Source organism: Streptomyces sp. NPDC057307, assembly GCF_042667665.1.
Taxonomy (GTDB): domain Bacteria; phylum Actinomycetota; class Actinomycetes; order Streptomycetales; family Streptomycetaceae; genus Streptomyces.
Genome location: NZ_JBHUZM010000044.1, coordinates 18,735 through 41,113, shown reverse-complemented (window position 1 = coordinate 41,113; position 22,379 = coordinate 18,735). Strand labels below are relative to the sequence as shown.

Below are 22,379 nucleotides of genomic sequence, written 5' to 3'. Positions count from 1 at the left end.
TGCAACACACCGGACGCGGCGGTGTCAGGCCAGCCCCACTTCCCTCATCTGCCGCAGTTCCTTCTTCAGTTCACTCACCTCGTCGCGCAGTCGCGCGGCCACCTCGAACTGCAGATCAGCGGCCGCCGCGCGCATGCGATCGGTCATCTCCTCGATGATTCCGGCCAGTTCGGCCGCGGGCCGGTCGGTGACCACCGCGCCCTGCTTGCCCGCTCTGTCCGCCCGGGAGAGCGTCGGCACCGGAGCCTTCGCCTGCTTGCCGTCCTTGCCCTGCCGGTAGCCCGTACCGAGCAGTGCCTCGGTGTCGACCTCTTCGCGCGCGATGGTCGCGACGATGTCGTTGATCTTCTTGCGCAGCGGCTGCGGGTCGAGTCCGCGCTCGGTGTTGTACGCGATCTGCTTCTCGCGGCGTCGGTTGGTCTCGTCGATGGCCTGCTCCATCGCCGGGGTGATCTTGTCCGCGTACATATGGACCTGGCCCGAGACGTTGCGCGCCGCGCGGCCGATCGTCTGGATCAGCGAGGTGCCCGACCGCAGGAAGCCCTGCTTGTCGGCGTCGAGGATCGCCACGAGCGACACCTCGGGGAGGTCGAGGCCCTCACGCAGCAGGTTGATGCCGACGAGGACGTCGTACTCCCCCGCGCGCAGTTCGCGCAGCAGCTCGATACGGCGCAGGGTGTCGACGTCGCTGTGCAGATAGCGGACCTGTACGCCCAGTTCGAGGAAGTAGTCGGTCAGGTCCTCGGCCATCTTCTTGGTGAGGGTGGTGACCAGGACGCGCTCGTCCTTCTCGGTGCGGGCGCGGATCTCGTGCACCAGGTCGTCGATCTGACCCTCGGTGGGCTTGACCACGACCTCCGGGTCGATGAGCCCGGTGGGGCGGATGATCTGCTCCACGAACCCGTCGCCACGGGAGAGTTCGTACTTCCCGGGGGTGGCCGACAGATAGACGGTCTGGCCGACGCGCTCCTGGAACTCCTCCCACTTCAGCGGGCGGTTGTCCAGCGCGGACGGCAGCCGGAAGCCGTGGTCCACCAGCGTGCGCTTGCGGGACGCGTCACCCTCGTACATCGCGCCAATCTGGGGGACGGTGACGTGCGACTCGTCGATGACCAGCAGGAAGTCCTCGGGGAAGTAGTCGAGGAGGGTGTTGGGCGCGGTGCCCGGCGAGCGGTCGTCGAAGTGCATCGAGTAGTTCTCGATACCGGAGCAGGAGCCGATCTGGCGCATCATCTCGATGTCGTACGTGGTGCGCATGCGCAGCCGCTGGGACTCCAGGAGTTTGCCCTGTCTGTCCAGCTCGGCGAGGCGCTCCTCCAGCTCGCGCTCGATGCCGTTGACGGCCTTCTCCATGCGCTCGGGCCCCGCCACGTAGTGGCTGGCCGGGAAGACGTACAGCTCCCGGTCCTCGCTGATGATCTCGCCGGTGAGGGGGTGGAGCGTGGAGAGGGCCTCGATCTCGTCGCCGAACATCTCGATGCGGACGGCCAGTTCCTCGTAGACCGGGAAGATCTCGATGGTGTCGCCGCGGACCCGGAAGGTGCCGCGGGTGAACGCCATGTCGTTGCGCGTGTACTGGATGTCGACGAAGCGGCGCAGCAGCTGGTCGCGGTCGTACTCCTCGCCGACCTTCAGCGGCACCATCCGGTCCACGTACTCCTGGGGCGTACCCAGGCCGTAGATGCAGGAGACGGACGCGACCACGATCACGTCACTGCGGGTGAGCAGCGAATTCGTCGCCGAATGGCGCAGCCGCTCGACCTCGTCGTTGATCGAGGAGTCCTTCTCGATGTAGGTGTCCGACTGGGGGACGTACGCCTCGGGCTGGTAGTAGTCGTAGTACGAGACGAAGTACTCGACGGCGTTGTTGGGCAGCAGCTCGCGGAACTCGTTCGCCAGCTGGGCCGCCAGCGTCTTGTTCGGAGCCATCACCAGGGTGGGGCGCTGAAGCTTCTCGATCATCCAGGCCGTGGTGGCCGACTTGCCGGTGCCCGTCGCACCGAGCAGGACGACATCCTGCTCACCTGCGCGGATGCGGCGCTCCAGATCCGCGATCGCCGTCGGCTGGTCGCCGCTGGGCTGGTAGGAGCTGATGACCTCAAAAGGCGCCGAAGTACGTTCGATCTTGGAAACTGGCCGCATGTATCCACCGTACGACCACCCACTGACAGTCGAGGGTGGATCACCCGTCGGATCACCAGTCGTGGACGCCGCGCGACCCGCCGCCGGACCGCCCGGACCGCCCGGCCCGTCTGGACACCGTCTCCTCGGCGCTCTCGCCGTACGTGGGCTCCCGCGGGGCCCGCTGGGCCGGTACGCCGGGCAGGGCGCGCTCGTGGCGTCCTCGGCCGTCGCGGCCCTGGGAGACCGGGTCGCGGGCGTCCTGGCCGCCCATGACCATCAGCGGGTCGAAGATCACCACGACGGCCGCCAGCAGCAGGAAGACGCCGGGCCCCACCAGCATGGGCCCGAGCAGTGTGGCCGCCGGTTCGCCGCCTTCGGCGGCCTCCGCCGAGCTGCCGGGCAGCCGCAGATGGACGTGGACGGCGGCCATGCCCGTGTAGTGCATCCCGGTGACGGCCACACCCATCGCCAGGCTGGCGGCCAGGCTCATCAGCAGACTGTGGACGGAGGCGGCGGCCCAGAGCGCCGTGGTGGCCGCCACGACGGCGATGGCGACGGAGCCGCCGACGGTCAGCGTGTCGTACTCGATGCTGCCCTGGAGCCGGATTCCGGCCATGCCCAGGTAGTGCATGCTCGCGATGCCGAGGCCGGTGACGGTACCACCGGTGACCAGGGCCATCGTGGTCGTGCCCCGGTATCCCACGATGAAGATGCCGAGACCGACCATGACGATCGCGAGGGCGAGGCTGGCGAGGGTCGTGGCCGGGTCGTAGGTCAGGGGTGTCTCCGCCACGGCGAAGCCCGTCATGGCGATGAAGTGCATCGTCCAGACGCCCGAGCCGATCGCGGTGGCGGCGAGCGCGAGCCAGCCGGCCTTGCGTCCGCGTTCGGACGTGTGCAGGGATCTGATGGCGCAGCGCAGGCCCAGCGCGCCGCCGAGGCAGGCCATGAGAAAGGCCGCCACGGGGGTGATCAGGCCGTAGCTGAATCCGTCGGTGGTGCCCTGCATGCGGTACGCCCTTCGCTCCTGATGAGCCGTCTGCGGAAGCGTTGGTTCGGGGGCGAGGGTATGACCAGCGGCACGGCAAGCAAACATCAGGTCACCCTTTTGTCGACATGGAGACCGCCGCCGGGCCCGGCTCGGGCGCAGTCCGTTCACGTTGTGGCCAACCTTCGCCTGTCGCGTGTTGGCCGCCGGCTGTCACTCTCGGCCCCGTCCGTGATCGATCGACGCAAGGAGTCCACGTGTACGCACGCACCTCTGTGAACGCGACCGTCGCGCTGCTGGGAGCCGCCGCTCTGGCTCTGCCGGGAACCACGTCGGCCGCCGCCCCGCGGGCCGCGGCCCCGGAGACGTCCCCCGCGTCCGCCGCGGCGGCCCGTCAGGGCGCGGATCCGCTGGTCATCGCGCACCGCGGCGCCTCCGCCTACGCGCCGGAGAACACCCTCGCCGCCGTCGACAAGGCCGAGGAACTGGGCATCGACTGGGTGGAGAACGACGTCCAGCGCACGAAGGACGGCCGGCTGGTCGTCCTGCACGACACCGACCTCAGGCGCACCACCGACGCCGAGCAGGTCTTCCCCGACCGCTCTCCGTGGAATGTGAAGGACTTCACCGCGGCGGAGATCGCGCGTCTGGACGCGGGCAGCTGGTTCGGGCCCGAGTGGGCGGGCGCGCGGGTGCCGACGCTGAAGCAGTATCTGGACACCGTCGATGACAACCGGCAGAAGCTCCTTCTGGAGATCAAGGCGCCCGAGCTGTACCCGGGCATCGAGAAGGACATCCTGCGCGTGCTCCGCGCGGAGGGCTGGCTGGACCGCGCGCACGTGCGGAACAAGCTCGTGATCCAGAGCTTCGGCGCGGACAGCGTGCGGGCCGTGCACGAGCAGCGGCCCGACGTGACCACCGGGTTCCTCGGTACGCCGGCGGTGGCCGACCTGCCCTCGTACGCAAAGTTCACCGACCAGATCAACCCGACGCACTCCACGCTCACCGCCGAGTACGTGGCCGCCGTGCACCGGCTGAAGGGCGCGCACGGCAAGCGGCTCCAGGTCAGCACCTGGACGGTCAACGACGCCGCGGGCGCGGTGCGTGTGGACGGGTTCGGCGTGGACGGCATCATCACCAACAACCCGGACGTGGTGCGGGACGCGGTGGGCTGACCGGCGGCCTTCGACGGGGCCGGGGCCCGTTGTCAGACCCTGGCCGTAGCGTTGTCGGCATGGACAGCAACGCGCAGTCGGTGGAGTGGGCCGTCGTCGGAAGCGACATCGGTCCACTGCTGCTGGCCGCCACCGGTGAAGGACTTGTGACGGTTGTCTTCCACGCCACGACCGGGCGGCGGGACACGGCACTTCGACAGCTGAGGGGGCGGCTCGGCGCCGAGCCCGTCGAGGATCCGGCGGGCCGGCTGGCCGAGCCGATACGTCAGCTGGCGGCCTTCTTCGACGGCACCCTGCGGGAGTTCGAGCTGCCGCTGGACTGGTCGCTGTCGGGCGGCTTCAACCGGCAGGTGCTGCGCGAGCTGGCGGCCGGCGTTCCGTACGGCACGGTCGTCGGCTACGGCGATCTGGCCGACCGGGTCGGCAGTCCCGGCGCGGCCCAGGCGGTCGGCGCCGCGATGGGGTCCAACCCGCTGCCGATCGTGGTGCCGTGCCACCGGGTGGTGGAGAGCGGCGGCGGACTGGGCGGCTTCGGGGGCGGCCTGGAGACCAAGCGCCAACTGCTGGCGCTGGAAGGCGTGCTGCCCGCGCCGCTGTTCTGACGCGCCCCGGCTCCGCGACCTGCCCGGACCGGGTCGGCCCTGGTCGGTCCCGGGTCGGCCGGTGACGTTTGCGGAGCCCCGTCCGGTGCCAGGGATGGGACATGCCTGACACGACACTGCTGCTGTCCCCCGAGGTGCGGGAGGCGCTCGACGCGCGCCGGCCCGTGGTCGCCCTGGAGTCGACGATCATCGCGCACGGTCTGCCGCGACCGCGCAATCTGGCCGTCGCCGAGGAACTGGAAGCGCTGGTACGGTCCGGCGGCGCCGTCCCCGCCACCGTCGCCGTACTGGACGGCCGGGCCCATGTGGGCCTGGACAAGGACCAGTTGGAGCGGGTCGCGGGAGACCCGTCCGTGCGGAAGCTGGGCCATCGCGATCTGGCGCCCGCCCTCGCCACGGGAGCGAGCGGCGCGACGACCGTGTCCGCGACGGCGTTCCTCGCCGCCCGCGCCGGGATCCGGGTATTCGCGACCGGCGGCCTGGGTGGTGTGCACCGCGACTGGGTCAGGGCCCAGGACGAGTCGGCCGACCTGCGGCTGCTCGCCGAGACGCGGATCACCGTGGTGTGCGCGGGCGTGAAGTCGATCCTGGACGTACCGGCGACCCTGCAGCGCCTGGAGACCCTGGGCATCGGCATCCTCGGGTACGGCACGGAGCACTTCCCCGGCTTCTATCTGACGTCGTCCGGCGAGCCCGTCGACTGGACGGTGCGCTCCCCGGAGGAGGTCGCGGCGGTGATGGCCGCCCAGGACGCGCTCGGCGGGCCGGAGGCCGCGCTGATCGTCGCCAATCCCGTGCCGGAGGCGGAGCAGCTCGATCCGGAGCTGCACGACCGGGTGCTCGCCGAGGCACTGACGGAGTGCCGGGAGCGGGGCATCGGCGGGCAGGCGGTGACGCCGTTCCTGCTGGGCGAGTTGATGCGACGGACCGGCGGCGCGTCCCTGGAGGCGAATCTGGCCGCCGTACGGGGCAACGTACGGCTGGCCGCGCTGATCGCGGCGGCGCGGTGAGCGGTGAGCGCCCCGCCGGCGGCGACGCGGGCGCGCTGCTGATCGTCGGGGACGTCGTCACCGACGTGGTGGCCCGGCACCGTACGCCGCTCGCGCACGGCACGGACACGGCGGCCGAGATCCGCACCCTGCCGGGCGGCGCCGGAGCCAACGCGGCGTGCTGGGCCGTGTCCACAGGATGCGCGGACGTCCGGCTGCTCGGCCGGGTCGGCGCGGACGCCGCCGGATGGCACGAGGAACGGCTGCGGGCGGCGGGCGTCCGGCCCCATCTCGTCGTCGACGACGACGCGGCGACCGCCACCGTCGTCTCGCTGGTCGACGCCTCGGCCGAACGCACCTTCCTGACCGACAGCGGAGCCGTCCTGCGCCTGAGCGCCGCCGACTGGTCGGACTCGCTGCTCGACGGAGTCGGCCGGCTGCACATCTCCGGCTATCTCTTCTTCGCCGCCATCAGCCGTCACGTGGTGCGCGCGGCCATGGACTCGGCGCTGGGGCGGGGCGTCCCGGTGAGCGTGGACCCCGCGTCGACGGGCTTCATCGCGCACCTCGGCGCCGAGGTGTTCCTGGCGGCGGCGGACGGTGTCCAGGTGCTCCTGCCGAACGCGGACGAGGCCCGGCTGCTCACCGGCGTCCCGGACGCCGAGAAGGCGGCGGCCGAGCTGAGCCGCCGCTTCCCGCTCGTCGTGGTGACGCTGGGACCGGACGGCGCGCTGGTGGCGGCGGACGGAGCCGTGACGGCGCACGTTCCGCCCGTCCCCGCGCGGGCCGTCGACTCCACCGGGGCGGGCGACGCGTTCAACGGCGCCTTCCTCGCGGCCCTGCTGGCGGGCGCCGACCCCGTGGCGGCCGCGGCGGTCGGTTGTCGCGCCGGCGCCCTGGCCGTCGCCGTGCCCGGCGGCCGGCCACCGGTGCCGTAACCGCGTGCCGGTCGCGGTTCAGCTCTGCCGGAGCGCCCAGGCGGGATGCCGCGGATCGTCCGCCCGTACGAGAACGTCCACGGCCTCGGCCGGGCCGACCTCCCGCTCGTACCGCTCGAAGGCGGGCAGTGTCCACCGCTCGCTCTCGTCGGTACGGCGGCGGAGCGCGGCCGGCGACAGCCGCAGATGCACCGTGAGGTCGAACGGGAACCAGTGTCCGAGCAGCAGCGGCCCGTGCACCAACAGCACACCGCCCGGCGGAAGTTCGACCCGCGCGCTGCGGGTCGCGCGGTCGGTGGCGGGGTCCCAGAGATCGGGCAGGACACGGCCGGTTCCACCGGCTTCCACCGGTCCGAACACCTCCCGCCACAGCGCGCCCGTGTCGAACCAGCCGTCGTAGTACGAGTCGGGGTCGTGCCGCCCGTACTCGTACCGCAGCGACGCGGGCCGCAGGAAGCCACTTGTCCCGACGGAGAGCACCGAACGGCCGCGGAGCCGCAGGGCGTCGGCGAGCGCGTCGGCCGGTACGCTGGGGTGCGCGGCGGGGGCGCCGTCCATGGCGATGCGCAGCCAGGGGCTGCCGTCGTCGGCCTCGGTCCGCATGGCACGCTCCGCCAGCGCGTCGGTCAGCCGCTCCCAGGTGATCGCTTCGAGTCTCACCGTGCCATCTTGTCCTCGATCTTGTCCCCGAAGGCCCGTCTCCGAAGGCTCGCCCCGGGGGCTTGTTCCCGAAGACTCGTCCCCGAGGGTCTTCCCCCGGGGCTTGTCCCCGATCAGCGGTTCAGGACGGCCCGGCCGCCGGGTCGTAGTCCTGGATACGGCGGCCGTGGCCGCGTTCCGTCAACGCCGCGAGCCGGGGGTGAAGTTCCTCGACGATCCCCGGGACGTCGAGCGTGAGGAGCCTGCGGTCGCGCATCAGGACCTTCCCGTCGACGATCGTGGTCAGTACGTCGGCCGAGCGGGCGCTGAGGACGAGCGTCGCGGCGTGGTCGTGCACCGGCTGGGTGTGCGGTCCCGTCAGGTCCACCAGGATCAGATCGGCGCGCCGTCCCGGAGCGAGGGCGCCGATCCGGTCACCGAGGCCGACCGCGCGGGCGCTCTGGGTGGTGGCGTGGTGGAGCGCCTGACGGGCGGTCAGCCAGGCGGGGTCGCGCTCCGTCGACTTCTGGGTCAGCGCGGTGAGCGTCATGCTCTCCCAGACGTCAAGGGTGTTGTTCGACGCCGCCCCGTCCGTCGCAAGGCCCACGGGCACGCCGATCGAGGCCAGCGCGCGCAGCGGTGTCGTGTCCCAGCCGAACTTGAGGTAGCCCTTGGGCGCGGTGGCGAACGCGACGCGCCCCGTGCGGCGTTCGAGTACGGCGAGGTCGTCGTGAGCGAGGCCGCCGCTATCGGCGGGGCCGGTGCCGTGGGCCAGGCCGGTGCCGTGGGCCAGGCCGGTGCCGTGAGTCAGGCCGGTGCCGTGGGCGACGAGCAGGTCGACGTCGAGCAGTCCGGCGCGGTGCAGGGTCTCGATGGGCGTACGGCCGGTCGCGGCGACGCTCGCGGCCGTCTGCTCCTTGTTCTCCGCCGCGTGGATGTGCACCAACAGGCCGTGCTCGCGGGCGAGTTCGGCGGTCGCGGCCAGATCGTCGTCATTCACGGTGTACGGGGCGTGCGGCGCCAGGGATGTGGTGATCCGCCCGCCGGCGCCGCCCCGCAGCCGGAGCGCGAAGTCGAGAGAGCGCTCCCGGCCGGCGGCGCCCTCGCTGGAGAAGTAACCCCAGCCGAGGTTGGCACGCAGCCCGCTCACCTCGGTGGCCTCGGCGACCTTGTCCATGGCGAAGTAGTGGTCGGCGAAGGTGGTGACACCGCCGCGGATCATCTCGGCGCAGGCGAGGAGGGCGCCGAGTTCGACGTCGCGGTCGGTGAGATTGGTTTCGATGGGCCAGATCCAGTCGTTGAACCACTCCTCGATCGGCAGGTCCTCGGCGATACCGCGCAGGGCCACCATCGGCGTGTGCGTATGGCAGTTGATCAGTCCGGGCATGGCGAGCAGGCCGCGCGCGTCGATGCGTTCGACCGCGGGCAGATCGGCGACGGCCGCCGGGGTGGTGATCGACTCGATGACGCCGTCACGTACGACGATCGCGCTGTTGTCGACGAAGCCGATACCGGCCGCGGTGCCGGCGGTGGCGCCGCTCTTGTCCTCGTCGTGCGTCAGCGTGGTGCAGCCCGTGATGACGAGGTCGGCGGGGCGGCTCTGAGGAGCGGTGGTCATCGGAGCAACGTACTGCGCGAGGGGCCGCGGGCATGCGCTCGTGTGGGTGGTTTCCGCCTGAGGATCGTGTTCCGGCGGGGTCGTGCGACGGGTGCTTGCCAGGGTGAGTGCGCACGTGACAGCCCTCCGTGCGGACCACCCCCAGAGAGAGCGCTCCCCATGCCGACCGTCCCGAAGACATTCCAGCTCCCCCTCCGCCCGCGCGCGCCACGCTCCCCCGGGCAGCGCGCGTGGGTCGCCGTCGCCGGTGCCGCCGTCGCCGTGCTGGCCGTCGGTGCGCCCGCCGCGTACGCGACGCTCGACAGCGAACAGCAGCCCAGCGAGACCCGCCGCGGTGCGGCCTACGTCGAGACGCGGCTCTTCTTCGGAACGGAACGGCCCGACGGCGGGCCGGATGTGACGGATCGTCAATTCATGGCGTTCGTCGACCGTCAGGTCACACCGGAGTTCCCGTCCGGGCTGACGATCCAGGAGGGCCGCGGCCAGTGGCGCGACTCCAACGGCGTGATCGAGCGGGAGCGTTCCTATGAGCTGATCCTGCTGTACCCGGCATCGGAGGCGGCGTCGCGCGACGCGCGCATCGAGCGGATCCGGGACGCGTACGAACGCGCGCACGCCCAGGACTCCGTGGCGAGGCTGGACGAGCGGACGCTCGCCGACTTCTGAGCGCGCCGGTCGGGTACGGGAGTGCGCCGGGGTCGTAAACGGCGCCCGTAGCGGGCATTTCTTCTCCATGACGGTTCGCGAACGCCCCTTGCTCCTCCTCGACGTCGACGGCCCCCTCAACCCGTACGCCGCGCGGCTGCCCCGGCCGCGCGGCTACACGACGCACCATCTGCACCCGTCGAGCTGGCTCGCCCGCCAGACGCCGGGATCCCGGCCCCACAGACGCGGGCTGCGGGTACGGCTCAACCCTGCCCACGGCCCGATACTCACCGGGCTGCCCTTCGAACTGGCCTGGGCCACCACCTGGATGCACGAGGCCAACACCATGATCGCGCCGGCCGTCGGGCTGCCGACGGATCTGCCGGTGATCGAGTGGCCCGAACTCTTCGCGACGGATCCCGACGGCCTCTACTGGAAGACGCGCCCCTTGGTGGAGTGGGCGGACGGCCGCCCCTTCGCCTGGGTCGACGACATGATCACCGACCTGGACACGACGTATGTCGCGACCCACCACGACGGTCCCGCGCTGCTGTTGCGCATCCATCCGCGACGAGGGCTGCGGGAGCGCGACTTCGCGACGCTGGTGCGCTGGGCGGAGTTGCTCTGACGGCACTCCGACGGCGCCGACCGCGCTCCGACACGCTCTGACCACTCTCCGGTGAGAAGCGTTCACGGCTTGCCTCTTGCAACGCTGTAAAACCCTCGGGTCGTGGGGAGTTGGAACGCTGCCGCAGCGGCCCGCACACCCACCGGAAGGCACTGTTCCACCCGGTTCGAATCCCTCCCGACCAGGCAAATCGAGTCCCGCGCCAATTCCGTTCGACCATTGGCATGGACCTGCCCACGATCCTTGGATACGCTCCGGCCGGGGCGGATGAGAGCGCTCTCACTCGCCCGCTGTTCCACTGTTCCAACCCCACGATCGCTGGAACAACCGAAGGGCGAATGCCTTGAGACGCAAGACAGTTGTACGCACCGGTCTGTCCGCACTCCTCCTCGTCGGTACGTGGGCGACGGCCGGGCTCGCGCCCGCGTCGGCCGCCGCTCCCGACTCCTCGGCGGCCCCGACATCGATGTCAGCATCGGCATCCGCATCGAAGGCGGCCGCGTCCGAGGGCCTGCTCACCGCCATGCAGAAGGAATTCGGTCTGACGAAGAGCCAGGCCGTCGCCCGGCTCGCCGCCGAGAAGACGGCGACCGCCGTCGACACCAAGGCGCAGCGCGTGGCGGGAGCGTCGTACGGCGGCTCCTGGTTCAGCGCGGCCGACAACAAACTGACCGTCGCCCTCACCGACGGAAGCAAGGCCGCCGCCGTGCGCGCGACTGGCGCCACGGTCAAGCTCGTGAAGCACAGCGAGAAGGCGCTCGACGCGACGATGAAGCGGATCGACGCGCTCTCCGCGCCGGCCGGCGTCAGCAGTTGGCACGTCGACCCGAAGACCAACCGGGTCGTGGTGAACGTCCTCGCGTCGAAGAGCGACAGCAAGGCCGTCGCCGGCTTCGTCGCCAAGGCCAGGAAGACCGGTCCGGTGACGGTCGCGGAGACGACACAGGCTCCCTCCACCACCGCGGCCGGGACCGTCGGCGGAGACCCGTACTACACGGGCAACGTCCGCTGCTCCATCGGCTTCTCCGTGCACGGCGGCTTCGTCACCGCCGGCCACTGCGGCCCGCGGGGCCAGTCGGTGCGCGGCTGGGACAACTCGGCCATCGGCAACTTCCAGGGCTCGTCCTTCCCCGGCAACGACTACGCGTGGGTGAACGTCGCCAACGGCTGGTGGACCGTGCCCGTCGTCCTCGGCTGGGGCACCGTGTCGGACCAGTTGGTACGCGGTTCGAACGAGGCCCCCAACGGCGCGTCGATCTGCCGCTCCGGCTCCACGACGCACTGGCGCTGCGGCAACGTCCTGGCCAAGAACGTGACGGTCAACTACTCCCAGGGCGCCGTCCACCAGATGGTCCAGACGAGCGCCTGCGCGGAGGGCGGCGACTCGGGCGGCTCGTTCATCAGCGGTGACCAGGCCCAGGGCGTGACGTCCGGCGCCTCGGGCAACTGCACCAGCGGCGGGCAGAGCTTCTACCAGCCCATCAACGAGATCCTCAGCACGTACGGGCTGACGCTGCACACAGCCTGAGTCAGGGCCTCGGGTGAAGCCCGTCGCCGCACGGGAACGCGTCCGCCTCTCAGCAAGGGGACGCTGCACCGCGACACGGCGGGCTTCACCCTCAGGGCCCGGCAAACCCGTCGTACGGAGGGGGCGTTGGTGAGACCGCGCCCCTTCCCTGGTCTCTCTTCGGCTTGACGGATGACCAGTCGCAGCATGGCAACAGCTCACCACCCTCCGTAAGATGGCGGCGTCAGATGGCTGACACCGCCTATCAGGAGGCAGACGTGGCTCGTGTGTGGGAGGCCGATCCGTCGGCGCTGTTCCAGCGGCGATTAGGGAAGTCGCCGCAGGAACTGGGAGTCACCGAGGACAGGGACGGCTGTCCGGACATCTGGGAGCTGGACAACGGGGATATCGCCGTCATCGGCCGCGATCTGACGGAGGTCTACGGCCCGTCGCTCCCGGCGGACGCCACGATCGCCAAGGGCGAGCGGTTGGTCGTCATTCCGGGGAGCGTGCTCCGCGCGGCGAAGGCGGACATCGCCGATGCTTGACCGCACCGCCCTCACGCTGGACCGGGCGCGGGGAGACAGGCTCGCGACTGCCGCCTACCGGCAGGACTTCCGGCAGCGCGACGGGGACGTCATCGGCCGTGACAGCTGGAAGTTCGAACGTCTCCAGCACTTCGAGGAGCAGTCCTCACCAAGCTGGGAAGCCTTCCGGCGTGGGGACTGGCAAACGGCGCTTCAGCTCCTCGAGGCCAGGCGTGACCGATGGGAGAAGATCGCCAGGGAGGACAGAGAACGGGGCAGCGTTTTCCATCGCGTACGCGTCGTGGACGAGCCTCTGACGCCATATCTGCAGTGGGAGTTGCACGCGCTGCGGGTGCAGGGGGAGAGCGGCACGCCCGTCCGGGTCGTCGGGGCGGAGAAGGTGCGACCGCTGGAGATCGCGGGCCTGTTGCCAGAGGTTGTCACTCTGGGGGGTCAGGTGCTCTACGAGGTTCTCTACACGGAATCGGGACTTCTTGACGGGGCGGTGCGCTTCGAGGACTCCGGTCCGATCGGGAACTGGGAAGCCTTCGTCCGAGGGCTGTACGAGGGCGGTGAGGACATCGTCTCCTACGTCGATCGCCACGTGGCACAGCTGCCCGCCCCTCCGATGAGAGCGGACTGAGGCATCGGCAGCGACAGTGGTGGAGAGAACGCGGGCGGGACCCGTTCGAACCTGTCGGGTACCTCGCGTGACGTGGTGCAGGCGGGCCAGGTCAGTGGCGGTGTCCATTTTCATGACCACGGTGGCGGTGAGCGAAAGCCCGCGCATCCGACGCCACGTCAACTGCCGGGCAATATGCGGCACTTCGTCAACCGCGTCGCCGAACTCGGGCAGCTCGACGCGACTCTGAGCGGTGACCGGGATCGTTCTGTCGTTCCCGTGTTCGTGATCGCCGGGACGGCCGGGGCGGGCAAGACCTCGCTCGCCCTGCGCTGGGCGCACCGGGTGCGGGACCACTACCCCGACGGCCATCTCTACGTGAATCTCCGGGGTTACGATCCGGGAGAGCCGCTCACCGCACGGGATGTGCTGCCACGGTTCCTGATCGCGCTCGGGCTTCCCGCCGCCGCGGTTCCCATCGACACCGACGCCGCCGCAGCGCTGTACCGATCCGTCCTGGCCGACCGCAGGATACTCATCCTGCTGGACAACGCGGCCACCGTCGCCCAGGTCCGACCTCTGCTGCCCGGCAACGCCCGTTGCCTGACCGTGGTCACCAGCCGGGGGCGCCTGTCCGGACTCGCCGTCCGAGACGGCGCGTACCGCCTGACCCTCGGCACACTCGCCGAGCCGGAAGCCGTCGCCCTGCTGCGTACGGTGACAGCCGGCCATCGCGTCGACGGCGAAGACGAGCTGGTCGAGCTCGCCCGCATGTGCGCTCACCTGCCGCTCGCTCTGCGGATCGCGGCCGAACGGGCTGCCGACCGCCCGTACATGCGCCTGGAGGAGCTGATCGCCGATCTGCGTGACGAATCAGCGTTGTGGGACGCCCTGAGTACGGGCGACGAAGAAGAGGCCGAGGCCGTGCGCGCCGTATTCGCCTGGTCCTACCAAGCCCTGCCCCCGGATGCCGCGCGATTGTTCCGCCTTCTGGGCCTGCACCCGGGCCCGGAGTTCGGCGTCGGCGCGGCAGCGGCCCTGGCGGGGCTCAGTGTCCGACGGACACGGCAATTGCTGGACGTACTGGCGGGCGCGCATCTGCTGATACAGAAGGCACCGGACCGTTTCGAGTTCCATGATCTGCTCCGCGCCTACGCCTGGGACGAGGCCCAGCGGGAGGAGTCACCCGAGAACCGGTCGGCGGCGCTTCGCCGGGCCCTCGACTGGTACGTGCACACCGCTGACGCGGCGCAGAGTTGGATCGTGCCCGCCGAGGAGCATCTCCCGATCGATCCCCCGAACACCGACGTGACTCCGCTGTCCTTCGCGGACTACGACCAGGCCGTGGACTGGGCCGAGCGCGAGAACGCCAACTTTCTGCCCGCGGTCCGGGCAGCGGAGAAGACGGGGTTCGACCGGTACGCATGGCAGTTGGCCACGGTGCTGTGGAACGCCAAAGCACCGTCCTCCCTCACCACGGACTGGCTGGCCACCGGTGAGATCGGTCTGGCAGCCGCGCGACGCCTGAACGAACGGCGCGCGGTCGCCGGGCTCCTTGAGAAGCAGGGCTTCGGACTCACCAAACTCAATCGGCAGGCCGAGAGCCTTGACTGCCATCACGAGGCGCTGGCGATCCGGCGGGAGTTGGCCGACCGGGGCGGCGAAGCCGCCTCCCTCAACGCCCTCGGCCTCGTTCATCTGCGTCGGCGGGAGTTGGAATCCGCGCGGGTGCGGCTTGAGGAAGCGTCCTCCGTTTTCGGGGAGCTGGGCGAGACTCACTGGCAGAGCGTCGCCGTCGCCAACCTCGCGTTGGTGCACCACCAGGCCGGGCGGCTCACGGAAGCGTTCGGCAGTGCCCAGCAGGCGCTGGCGGATCACCGCCAGGAGGAGAGCGCGCGCAGCGTGGGCAACGCCCTCTGGCTGCTGAGCTTGATCCACCTCGACCGCGGGGAAGTTGAGGAGTCCCGGCACACCGCCCAGGAGGCGGTGCGGATCGCACTGGATCTGCGAAGCCAGGTGATGGAAGGGAACTGGCTGCTTGCTCTGGGGGACGCGGAGCTGGCCCTTGGCCACTTCGGCGATGCGCTCACCGCCTACCATCGGTCCGCGACGCTGCACCGTCGGCTCGGCGACAGGAGCCGTGAAGCACGCGCCTGGCTGGGCGTCGGAGCGACATACCTCGGGCTCGATCGTGCGGAGGAGGCGGCCGGCTTCTGTCGCAGAGCCTTGGCGGCTCACCGCGAACTCGGCGACGTATGGCAGGAAGCGGTGGCCCTGGACGCCCTCGCGGGGGCCTTGTGCGGTGAGGATCCGGAGGCGGCGCGACGACTGTGGGTGGAGTGCGCGCGACTCCTTGCCCGGTACGACGATCCTCGCGCACGTGACATGCGCGAAAACGTGGAGGGGCGGCTCGGCGGCCTCGGCGATTCAGGCGCGCACAGCGTCACTTGACGGAGCGTCAGCCATTCTCGGCTCGATTGCGCGGGCCGCCGCCACCCAGATCCACTCTGCCGACCGTGCCCGTCTGAATGACCGTGCCGTGCACCACGCCGCCGCTGATCGTGTTGTGTACGTCGAAGGCCTGCTGCGGCACGGGTGCGGTGGGTGTCAACTCGTCCAGCAGGGCGCGGAGTTCGGCCGCCGCCGTCGGGTCGGCGGCGAGGGTGCGGCGGAGGCGGGTGCGCCATTCGGCGTGGAGGTCGGACATCAGTTGTTCGTCCTCGTCCCGCTGGGCCGCGACCAGTTCGGCGCGGCCCGTTTCCAGGTCCTCCTCGACCGAGTCAGGGGTGGCCGAGCCCCGGCCCGCGAAGAAGGCCGTCACCCGGTCGCGGGCCGCGGTCCAGCCGTCCGTCGCCATCTGCTGGACGAGGGCTGTCGCCCCCGCTGTCGCCAATGCCACCAACTCGGCTTCCACCGCTCCCCCTTGATCCGTGGATGGTCACGGATACGAGCGTACCGGTTACCGTCCGACAAGAGCCGTGAGCGCGCCCACGGGGTCGGTGTCGGGGGTGCCGCGGGGCCACCAGTCCTCGCGGTCGCGGTCCGACTCGTAGCCGTACCAGAGTCCGTCGCGGCCGAAGCGGAGCTGGAGCGAGGGTTCGGAGAGGCGGTTGCGCCAGGGGCGGAAGTGCGGGAAGTCGGCGGCGATGAGCGCGGGGCGGGCGCGGTCGAACGGGCCGGCGGGCGGGTCCCAGGGCTCCTCCAGGACGGCCAGCCCCGCGAGGCCCCCCTGGCGCCAGGCGGCGACGGCGCGGGCCAGGTCCATGGGGCTGTGGTCGGTGCCCGCCGCGAGGTCGCGGTAGAGGGCGCGGGTGGAGGCGGTGAGTCCCGAGCCGGGGTGGGCGGCGGCCAGGCGTACGGCGTCCTGCCAGGGGGTGAGGCCCGCCACGGGGTCGATGCCGGTCGCCAGGAATGTGTGCGCGCGGGCCGCCGCCTCGGTCGCGAGCAGGTCGAGCGCCAGGGGGTCGGGGGCGCCCGGTGTGTGCGGATAGACCGGCGGGCGGCCGGGGTTGGCGGGCAGCGGGAACGGGGGCGGCAGGGTGCGCGGCGCGCGGGGGGTGAGCGCCGTGGCCGCGTCGACCGTGGGCATGGGCGGTGCGGCCGCGGTGCGTTCGACGGCGGAGCGGGTGGCGTTGCGGCGGGTCAGGTCGGCGAGGATCTCGTGCTCGCCGCGTCCGCGCATCAGGAACAGCACGAACGGGTCCTCGTCGAGCAGCCGCGCCGTCTGGTAGCAGAGTGCCGCCGCGTGCTTGCACGGGAACCCGTCGTCGGGGCAGGAGCAGTCGGGCGTCAGATCACCCGCGCTCGGCAGCAGGTCCGCCGAGGCGGCGAGCGCGTGCGGCATGTCCTTGTCGAGGAGGGCGGCGATGTGGTCGGGGCGGGCCGCGGCGGCGTCGAGGAGGTCTTCCCAGTCGTCGTCGCCGAGGGTGCGCAGCCGGATCTCCGTGCGGTACGGGCGTGGCCGGGAGCCGTGCACGTACGCCATGACACGGCCCGGGGTGACCGTGATCGCGTCCACGTGGCCGCCGCCCGCGTAGGCCCGCCCCCGTTGCAGCCGGGCGGGGTCGAGCGCGGAGTCCTCCATGGACTCCACCCAGGCGTTGCCCCACCAACTGGTGGCGAAGTCCGCGTCGCCGGGCCCGTCGCCCGCCGGGCCGGGACGTGGGGGCAGAGCCGGGAACGTACGGCGGCGGTCGTCGTGCCGAGGGGCGCGCGGTGCGGTCATGACGGCCTCCGGAGCGAGACCAGATCGGCCAGTTCACGGTCGGTCAGCTCGGTGAGGGCTCCCTCGCCCGAGCCCAGTACGGCGTCGGCGAGGGCGCGCTTGGCGGCGAGCATCTCGGCGATACGGTCCTCGACGGTGCCCTCCGCGATCAGCCGGTGCACCTGCACGGGCTGGGTCTGGCCGATGCGGTAGGCGCGGTCGGTGGCCTGCTCCTCGACGGCCGGATTCCACCAGCGGTCGTAGTGCACGACATGGCCGGCCCGGGTGAGGTTGAGGCCGGTGCCGGCGGCCTTGAGCGACAGCAGGAAGACGGGGGTCTCACCGGACTGGAACCGGTCCACCATCCGCTCGCGCTCGGCGACGGGCGTGCCGCCGTGCAGGAGTTGGGACGGGATCGCTCGGGAGGTGAGATGCGCGGAGAGGAGCCGCGCCATCGACACGTACTGCGTGAAGACCAGGACCGAGCCGTCCTCGGTCAGAATCGTGTCGAGCAGTTCGTCGAGGAGGGCGAGCTTCCCGGACCGGCCGCTGAGCCGGGCCTGCTCCTCCTTCAGATACTGCGCCGGGTGGTTGCAGATCTGTTTGAGCGCGGTGAGCAGCTTCATGACCAGTCCGCGCCGGGCGATGCCTTCCGCGCTCTCGATGGCGGCCATCGTCTCCCGGACCACGGCCTCGTAGAGGGACGCCTGTTCACGGGTGAGCGGCACCGGGTGGTCGCTCTCCGTCTTCGGCGGCAGCTCGGGCACGATGCCGGGGTCGGACTTCTTGCGGCGCAGCAGGAAGGGGCGGACCAGCCGGGAGAGCCGCTCCACCGCCTCGTCGCTCGCGGTGGTGCCCGCCGACCCCGCGTGTTCCACGTTCTCCACGATGCGCGCGTGGCGGGCGCGGAAGGACTTGAGCGGGCCGAGGAGGCCGGGGGTCGTCCAGTCGAGGAGCGCCCACAGCTCGGAGAGGTTGTTCTCCACGGGGGTGCCGGTCAGGGCGACGCGGGCGGGCGACGGGATCGTGCGCAGGGCCTTGGCGGTGGACGAGAACGGGTTCTTGACGTGCTGGGCCTCGTCGGCGACGACCATCCCCCAGGTGTACGCGGCGAGTTCGGGCGCGCTGCCGCGCATCGTGCCGTACGTGGTGAGGACGAAGCCGTCCGTCACCCCGTCCAGCGTGCGGCCCGAGCCGTGGAAGCGGTGGACCGGGACGCCGGGCGCGAAGCGGGTGATCTCCCGCTGCCAGTTGCCGAGGAGGGAGGCCGGGCAGACGACGAGTGTCGGGACCGGGCGGGCGCGGTGCAGATGGAGCGCGATGACGGTGATCGTCTTGCCGAGGCCCATGTCGTCGGCGAGGCAGCCGCCGAGGCCGAGCGAGGTCATCAGGTCGAGCCAGGCGAGCCCGCGCAGCTGGTAGTCGCGGAGGGTGGCGTCCAGGGCGGCGGGCTGCGGAACGGCCGCCGGCCCGTGGACGAGCCGGTCGCGGAGGACCGCCAGCGCGCCGGCCGGGACGGCCTCGACCGTCTCGCCGTCCACCTCGGCCGAGCCGGTGAGGGCGACGGCCAGCGCGTCGACCGGGTCGAGCAGGCCCAGCTCCCGTTTGCGTGCTTTCCGTACGAGGTCGGGGTCGATCACCACCCACTGGTCGCGCAGCCGCACGATCGGCCGGTGCGACTCGGCGAGCGCGTCCATCTCGGCCTCGCTGAGCGGATCGCCGTCGAGCGCCAACTGCCAGTTGAACTTGAGCAGTTCGTCGCTGTCGAAGAAGGGCGTGCCGTCCGTGGCCGAACCGGGCGCGGGGCGTACGACGGCGGCGGCCGAGAGCGTACGGGCCAGCTCCCTCGGCCAGTGGACGGCCACCCCGGCGGCGGCGAGGCTCGCCGCTCCCGGACCCAGCAGCTCGTACAACTCGTCCTCGGAGAGCGGCAGCGCGGCGGGGACGTCGTGCTCCAGCAGCCGGGCGAGCGGCGGCCAGACGCGGGCGGCGCGGCGCAGCGCGAGCAGGGCGTCGATCCGGGCGCGCGGTCCGAAGAGGTCGTCGCCGTCGCCCGCCCAGAGCCGGGCCGCGTCCATGACGAGCGTCGGGTCGGCGAGGCTGTGGATCTGGACGAGGGCGGCCCCCGCGCGCCGCTCCACGCCGGACTCCTCCGGGGTCTCCTGGGTGGACGAGGAGTCGAACAGCTCGTACGCCGACAGGTCGAGGCGCAGCGAGACGCGCACCCCGGCGTCCATGCCGGCGGCCGCCTCGGCGGCCCATGAGCGGGCGCCGGGCAGATGCTGCGCGGTGTGCGCGGCGAAGGGCGCGCCCGCGGCGAACGCGGCGGCGGGCGTACGGGGCAGGGCGTCGGCGACCGCGTCGAGGAAGGCCCGGACCAGCGCTTCGGGCTCGGGCAGCCGCAGCGGGAGGAGATCGGGGAGCGGGACGGCGTGGGCCTCGTAGGGCATGGCGGCGGCGACGGCCCGCAGCTGGGCGATGTCGTCCGCGTCGAGCGGCCCGGCCCGCCAGGCGTCGTGGTCGGAGGCGGTGAGGCCGGGCAGCAGCCGGCCCCGGGCCGACAGATGCAGCGCGTGCAGGGCCGCGGCGCCCCAGCAGGCGGTGGAGGGATGGGCCGCCGGGTCGGAGCGGGCGCGGACCAGCAGGGGCACGGCGTCGGCGACGGGCACGAGGACGGCGGGCACGACGCGGGTACGGACGCCGGCGCCGGGGCCGTCCCGGTCGGCGTGATCTCCTCGGCCGCCCGGGGCCACGACCGTGAGGTCCCTCATGATGTGGCCGCTCGTGGTGACGTCGCTCGTGGGACGGCCGCCGCTCGTGGAGATCATGGAGGCGTCGCTCGGGGTGAGGTCACTCGCGACGGGCGGCTCCCCCTCCGGGGCCCAGAACGCGACACGTCCGTCACGCGGCAGTCCGGCGGGCAGGAAGACCGCGGCGCAGCGCGCCAGCGGCGTCGCGCCGTCCGACACGTGTCGCGTCATCGTCACCGACTCCCTCCGCCCGGGTCGCTTACCTGCGAGATCTCGTTACCAGGCGAGTCTAGGCGGGGGGTCTGACAGTGCCCCCGTCACGCCTGAAGGCCGCATCCCCTCAAGGCTTGAGGATGCGGTCTTCGGGCGCGACGGAGCGGGTGGCCATGGATCGGACCCGGCGGCGATCGGACTCGGTGGATCGGACTCGGCGGATCAGACTCGGCGGCGCACCAGGGCGACGAGTTCCACGGTCTTCTGCCGCCGTACCCACGCGACCACGGCGAAGAGGGCCAGGAAGATGACCGGTGTCAGCGCGTTCTCACCGTCGAAGACGGTCATCTGAGTGATGAAGGCGCCGATCATCAGGCCGATGAGCGCGATCGCGGACACTCCCGAGAGGATCGGGATCACCAGTGCGACGGCCCCCGCCAGCTCAAGGGCGCCCGTGAGGTACATGAACCAGTCGCCGAAGCCGATCGCGTCGAAGGACTCGGCCGCCGACGAGTGGCCGGCGAGCTTCGGTCCCGCGCTCGGGATCGCCAGGAACAGCGCCAGGACGATCTGGAGCGTGCGGACCGTGATGTCCGTACGGCGCGAGGGGCCGGCCTGAACGGTGGCCACGGTGGAAGGGGAAGCGGCAGCGGATGCGATCGGTGCGGTGGTGGACGTAGCCTCGGACATTGGGGGTCTCCTCCGTTGTGCACGTGGTGTGCTTTCAAGGAGGTAGACACCCGCCCCGCCCGGAACTCATCGGTGTCCGGGCGGCCGGATCGACGATTTCCCGTCGGGAGGTGCGATGCCATGCGCACCGGAAACGAACCCGTCACCGCGCGCAGCCCGCTGCGGATGCGCTGGTGGCTGAGCGTCTGGGGCCTGATCTGGACCGCTTTCGGCACGATCGCCTTCGCGGTCGTCGGCCGGCCGGGCTGGGCGATCGCCTGCGGGGTGCTGCTGCTGATCGTGGCCACGGACTTCGTGCTGGTCGTCCGCCATATGCGGCAGGGATCGCGCTTCCAGCCGGGGCGTGACGTACCGCCGTACGAAGATCGCGGCCCTCGGAGCGGCAACGGTGAGGGAAGAGGGCGCGACGTCAGCCGTCGGAGTCGAAACGCGCGGCCTTGAGGTATTCGGGCTTGGGGTCGAGCGCCGCCGCCAGTCTGAAGTGCTTCGTCGCCTGCTCGGGCCGTCCCGCTCGCTCGTACGTACGGGCCAGCGCGAAGTGCGCGAACGCGTTGTCCGGCTCGCGCTCCAGGACCAGCTCGAACTCCAGCTCCGCGGGCCGCAGTTGGGCGGCCGCGAAGAACGCGCGGGCGCGCAGCAGCCTGGCGGCCGTGTTCTCGGGATGCGCCGCGATCACCGAGTCCAGCAGCTTGACCGCGCCGCGCGGGTCGCGCGCGGCCAGCAACTGCTCCGCCGCGCGAAAGTCGATGACGTGGGTCTCCGGGCTCTCGGGCACGGTCGGATCCTTCCCCTCGGTCGGCGCTTTCAACGTCGCACAGATTGCCGGTATTCCAAAACGGGTCGGCGGGACGCGTCACCTTCGAGGGGCGCGCGTCTCACGCCGGTGGCGGGGCGGGGCGGGACGCGTACCGGCGGCGGCGCGCGTCACGCGTCGGCGGCGGCCCGCTCGACCAGCCGCTCCCACACCGCGCGGACCTGCGGCTCCAGTTTCTCCAGCGGGCCGTCGTTGTCGATGACCAGATCGGCGGACGCGGTGCGCCGCTCGCGGGTGGCCTGGGCCGCCATCCGCGACCTGGCCTCGGGCTCGGCCATGCCACGCACCCGTACGAGCCGGTCGAGCTGTGTCTCGGGCGACGCGTCCACGACGACGACCAGGTCGTAGAGCCCGGTCAGCTCGTTCTCCACGAGGAGCGGCACGTCGTGGACGACGATGTCGTCCGCCCCCGCCTTGCTCTCCAGCTCCAGCGAACGCGCGCTGACCAGGGGATGGACGATGGCGTTGAGCGTCGCGAGCCTGTCGCTGTCGGAGAAGACGAGCGAGCCGAGCTTGGGCCGGTCGAGCCTCCCGTCGGCGGTGAGGACGCCCGGCCCGAAGGCGTCGACAACGGCGTCGGGGCCCCGGGGGCCCGGCGCGCCCACCACAAAAGGGGGGTATTGACCCGCCCCCCCCCCCCCCCCCGAAAAAAACAAAAACGCCCCCCCCGAAACACCAACCAGGGGGGTTTTAATGCGCGTTTTTA

The 22,379-nt window shown here is 71.5% G+C and carries 21 protein-coding genes; 11 read left to right on the top strand and 10 right to left on the bottom strand.

Annotated elements, in window-relative coordinates:
- Positions 1 to 24: 24 nt before the first annotated feature.
- Together uvrB and ACFUN8_RS17850 are read right to left on the bottom strand one after the other, a co-directional pair.
- Complete coding sequence (uvrB, locus tag ACFUN8_RS17855; protein WP_383637899.1) at positions 25 to 2,142, bottom strand: excinuclease ABC subunit UvrB; 2,118 nt, start codon at positions 2,140 to 2,142, stop codon at positions 25 to 27.
- Between the two features lie 52 nt (positions 2,143 to 2,194).
- A complete protein-coding gene (locus ACFUN8_RS17850; RefSeq protein ID WP_383637896.1) occupies positions 2,195 to 3,133 on the bottom strand; it encodes an MHYT domain-containing protein in 939 nt (312 codons plus the stop codon).
- Positions 3,134 to 3,369: 236 nt separating this feature from the next.
- Between ACFUN8_RS17850 and ACFUN8_RS17845 the strand changes: the two genes are divergently transcribed.
- The 4 genes from ACFUN8_RS17845 to ACFUN8_RS17830 all read left to right on the top strand — a co-directional run bounded on the left by ACFUN8_RS17845 (position 3,370) and on the right by ACFUN8_RS17830 (position 6,816).
- Entirely contained in the window at positions 3,370 to 4,287 is a 918-nt protein-coding gene (locus tag ACFUN8_RS17845; RefSeq protein ID WP_383637893.1) for a glycerophosphodiester phosphodiesterase, read from the top strand.
- A gap of 59 nt (positions 4,288 to 4,346) precedes the next feature.
- Positions 4,347 to 4,889, top strand: a complete 543-nt coding sequence (locus ACFUN8_RS17840) for a methylated-DNA--[protein]-cysteine S-methyltransferase (RefSeq protein WP_383637890.1) — start codon at positions 4,347 to 4,349, stop codon at positions 4,887 to 4,889.
- A gap of 101 nt (positions 4,890 to 4,990) precedes the next feature.
- A complete protein-coding gene (locus tag ACFUN8_RS17835) occupies positions 4,991 to 5,899 on the top strand; it encodes a pseudouridine-5'-phosphate glycosidase (RefSeq protein ID WP_383637887.1) in 909 nt (302 codons plus the stop codon).
- Positions 5,896 to 6,816 carry a carbohydrate kinase family protein gene (locus ACFUN8_RS17830; protein ID WP_383637884.1) on the top strand — a complete coding sequence of 307 codons (921 nt, stop codon included), beginning with the start codon at positions 5,896 to 5,898 and terminating at the stop codon, positions 6,814 to 6,816. Before ACFUN8_RS17835 ends, ACFUN8_RS17830 begins: the two co-directional genes overlap by 4 nt.
- Before the next feature lie 18 nt (positions 6,817 to 6,834).
- Here the strand turns inward: ACFUN8_RS17830 and ACFUN8_RS17825 are convergent, their stop codons facing one another.
- Both ACFUN8_RS17825 and ACFUN8_RS17820 read right to left on the bottom strand, forming a co-directional pair.
- Positions 6,835 to 7,476: a uridine kinase gene (locus tag ACFUN8_RS17825; protein WP_383637881.1), complete on the bottom strand. Its 642-nt coding sequence runs from the start codon at positions 7,474 to 7,476 to the stop codon at positions 6,835 to 6,837.
- Positions 7,477 to 7,597: 121 nt separating this feature from the next.
- Positions 7,598 to 9,073, bottom strand: coding sequence for an amidohydrolase (locus ACFUN8_RS17820; protein WP_383637878.1), 1,476 nt, complete (start codon positions 9,071 to 9,073; stop codon positions 7,598 to 7,600).
- Positions 9,074 to 9,232: 159 nt separating this feature from the next.
- Here ACFUN8_RS17820 and ACFUN8_RS17815 point away from each other — a divergent pair, with 159 nt between their 5' ends.
- From ACFUN8_RS17815 to ACFUN8_RS17790, 6 genes are all read left to right on the top strand, one after another.
- The gene (locus tag ACFUN8_RS17815) at positions 9,233 to 9,739 is read left to right on the top strand and encodes a DUF3574 domain-containing protein (protein ID WP_383637875.1); all 507 of its coding nucleotides are present in this window, start codon (positions 9,233 to 9,235) and stop codon (positions 9,737 to 9,739) included.
- Positions 9,740 to 9,806: 67 nt separating this feature from the next.
- Positions 9,807 to 10,346 (top strand): hypothetical protein, encoded by a 540-nt coding sequence (locus tag ACFUN8_RS17810; RefSeq protein ID WP_383637872.1) that lies wholly within the window; start codon positions 9,807 to 9,809, stop codon positions 10,344 to 10,346.
- 343 nt (positions 10,347 to 10,689) lie between these two features.
- Positions 10,690 to 11,874: a S1 family peptidase gene (locus ACFUN8_RS17805; protein ID WP_383637869.1), complete on the top strand. Its 1,185-nt coding sequence runs from the start codon at positions 10,690 to 10,692 to the stop codon at positions 11,872 to 11,874.
- 257 nt (positions 11,875 to 12,131) lie between these two features.
- Positions 12,132 to 12,401 carry a hypothetical protein gene (locus tag ACFUN8_RS17800; protein WP_383637867.1) on the top strand — a complete coding sequence of 90 codons (270 nt, stop codon included), beginning with the start codon at positions 12,132 to 12,134 and terminating at the stop codon, positions 12,399 to 12,401.
- A complete protein-coding gene (locus ACFUN8_RS17795; RefSeq protein WP_383637864.1) occupies positions 12,394 to 13,023 on the top strand; it encodes a DUF6879 family protein in 630 nt (209 codons plus the stop codon). The genes ACFUN8_RS17800 and ACFUN8_RS17795 overlap by 8 nt, the downstream gene beginning before the upstream one ends.
- A 72-nt stretch (positions 13,024 to 13,095) precedes the next feature.
- Positions 13,096 to 15,453, top strand: a complete 2,358-nt coding sequence (locus ACFUN8_RS17790) for an ATP-binding protein (protein WP_383637861.1) — start codon at positions 13,096 to 13,098, stop codon at positions 15,451 to 15,453.
- A 7-nt stretch (positions 15,454 to 15,460) separates the two neighbouring features.
- On the opposite strand, the gene ACFUN8_RS17785 is transcribed toward ACFUN8_RS17790, so the two are convergent.
- The 4 genes from ACFUN8_RS17785 to ACFUN8_RS17770 all read right to left on the bottom strand — a co-directional run bounded on the left by ACFUN8_RS17785 (position 15,461) and on the right by ACFUN8_RS17770 (position 20,799).
- The gene (locus ACFUN8_RS17785) at positions 15,461 to 15,916 is read right to left on the bottom strand and encodes a hypothetical protein (protein ID WP_383637858.1); all 456 of its coding nucleotides are present in this window, start codon (positions 15,914 to 15,916) and stop codon (positions 15,461 to 15,463) included.
- A 45-nt stretch (positions 15,917 to 15,961) separates the two neighbouring features.
- The gene (locus ACFUN8_RS17780) at positions 15,962 to 17,227 is read right to left on the bottom strand and encodes an SWIM zinc finger family protein (protein WP_383637855.1); all 1,266 of its coding nucleotides are present in this window, start codon (positions 17,225 to 17,227) and stop codon (positions 15,962 to 15,964) included.
- On the bottom strand, positions 17,224 to 20,187 hold the full coding sequence (locus ACFUN8_RS17775) for a DEAD/DEAH box helicase (RefSeq protein ID WP_383637853.1): 2,964 nt from the start codon (positions 20,185 to 20,187) through the stop codon (positions 17,224 to 17,226). The genes ACFUN8_RS17780 and ACFUN8_RS17775 overlap by 4 nt, the downstream gene beginning before the upstream one ends.
- A gap of 204 nt (positions 20,188 to 20,391) precedes the next feature.
- Positions 20,392 to 20,799: a DoxX family protein gene (locus ACFUN8_RS17770; protein WP_383637850.1), complete on the bottom strand. Its 408-nt coding sequence runs from the start codon at positions 20,797 to 20,799 to the stop codon at positions 20,392 to 20,394.
- Positions 20,800 to 20,979: 180 nt separating this feature from the next.
- Between ACFUN8_RS17770 and ACFUN8_RS17765 the strand changes: the two genes are divergently transcribed.
- Positions 20,980 to 21,300 carry a DUF6343 family protein gene (locus ACFUN8_RS17765; RefSeq protein ID WP_383637847.1) on the top strand — a complete coding sequence of 107 codons (321 nt, stop codon included), beginning with the start codon at positions 20,980 to 20,982 and terminating at the stop codon, positions 21,298 to 21,300.
- Here the strand turns inward: ACFUN8_RS17765 and ACFUN8_RS17760 are convergent.
- Positions 21,269 to 21,634, bottom strand: coding sequence for a tetratricopeptide repeat protein (locus ACFUN8_RS17760; protein ID WP_382562897.1), 366 nt, complete (start codon positions 21,632 to 21,634; stop codon positions 21,269 to 21,271). The genes ACFUN8_RS17765 and ACFUN8_RS17760 overlap by 32 nt on opposite strands.
- A gap of 149 nt (positions 21,635 to 21,783) precedes the next feature.
- Complete coding sequence (coaE, locus tag ACFUN8_RS17755) at positions 21,784 to 22,281, bottom strand: dephospho-CoA kinase (RefSeq protein ID WP_383637843.1); 498 nt, start codon at positions 22,279 to 22,281, stop codon at positions 21,784 to 21,786.
- Positions 22,282 to 22,379: the final 98 nt, after the last annotated feature.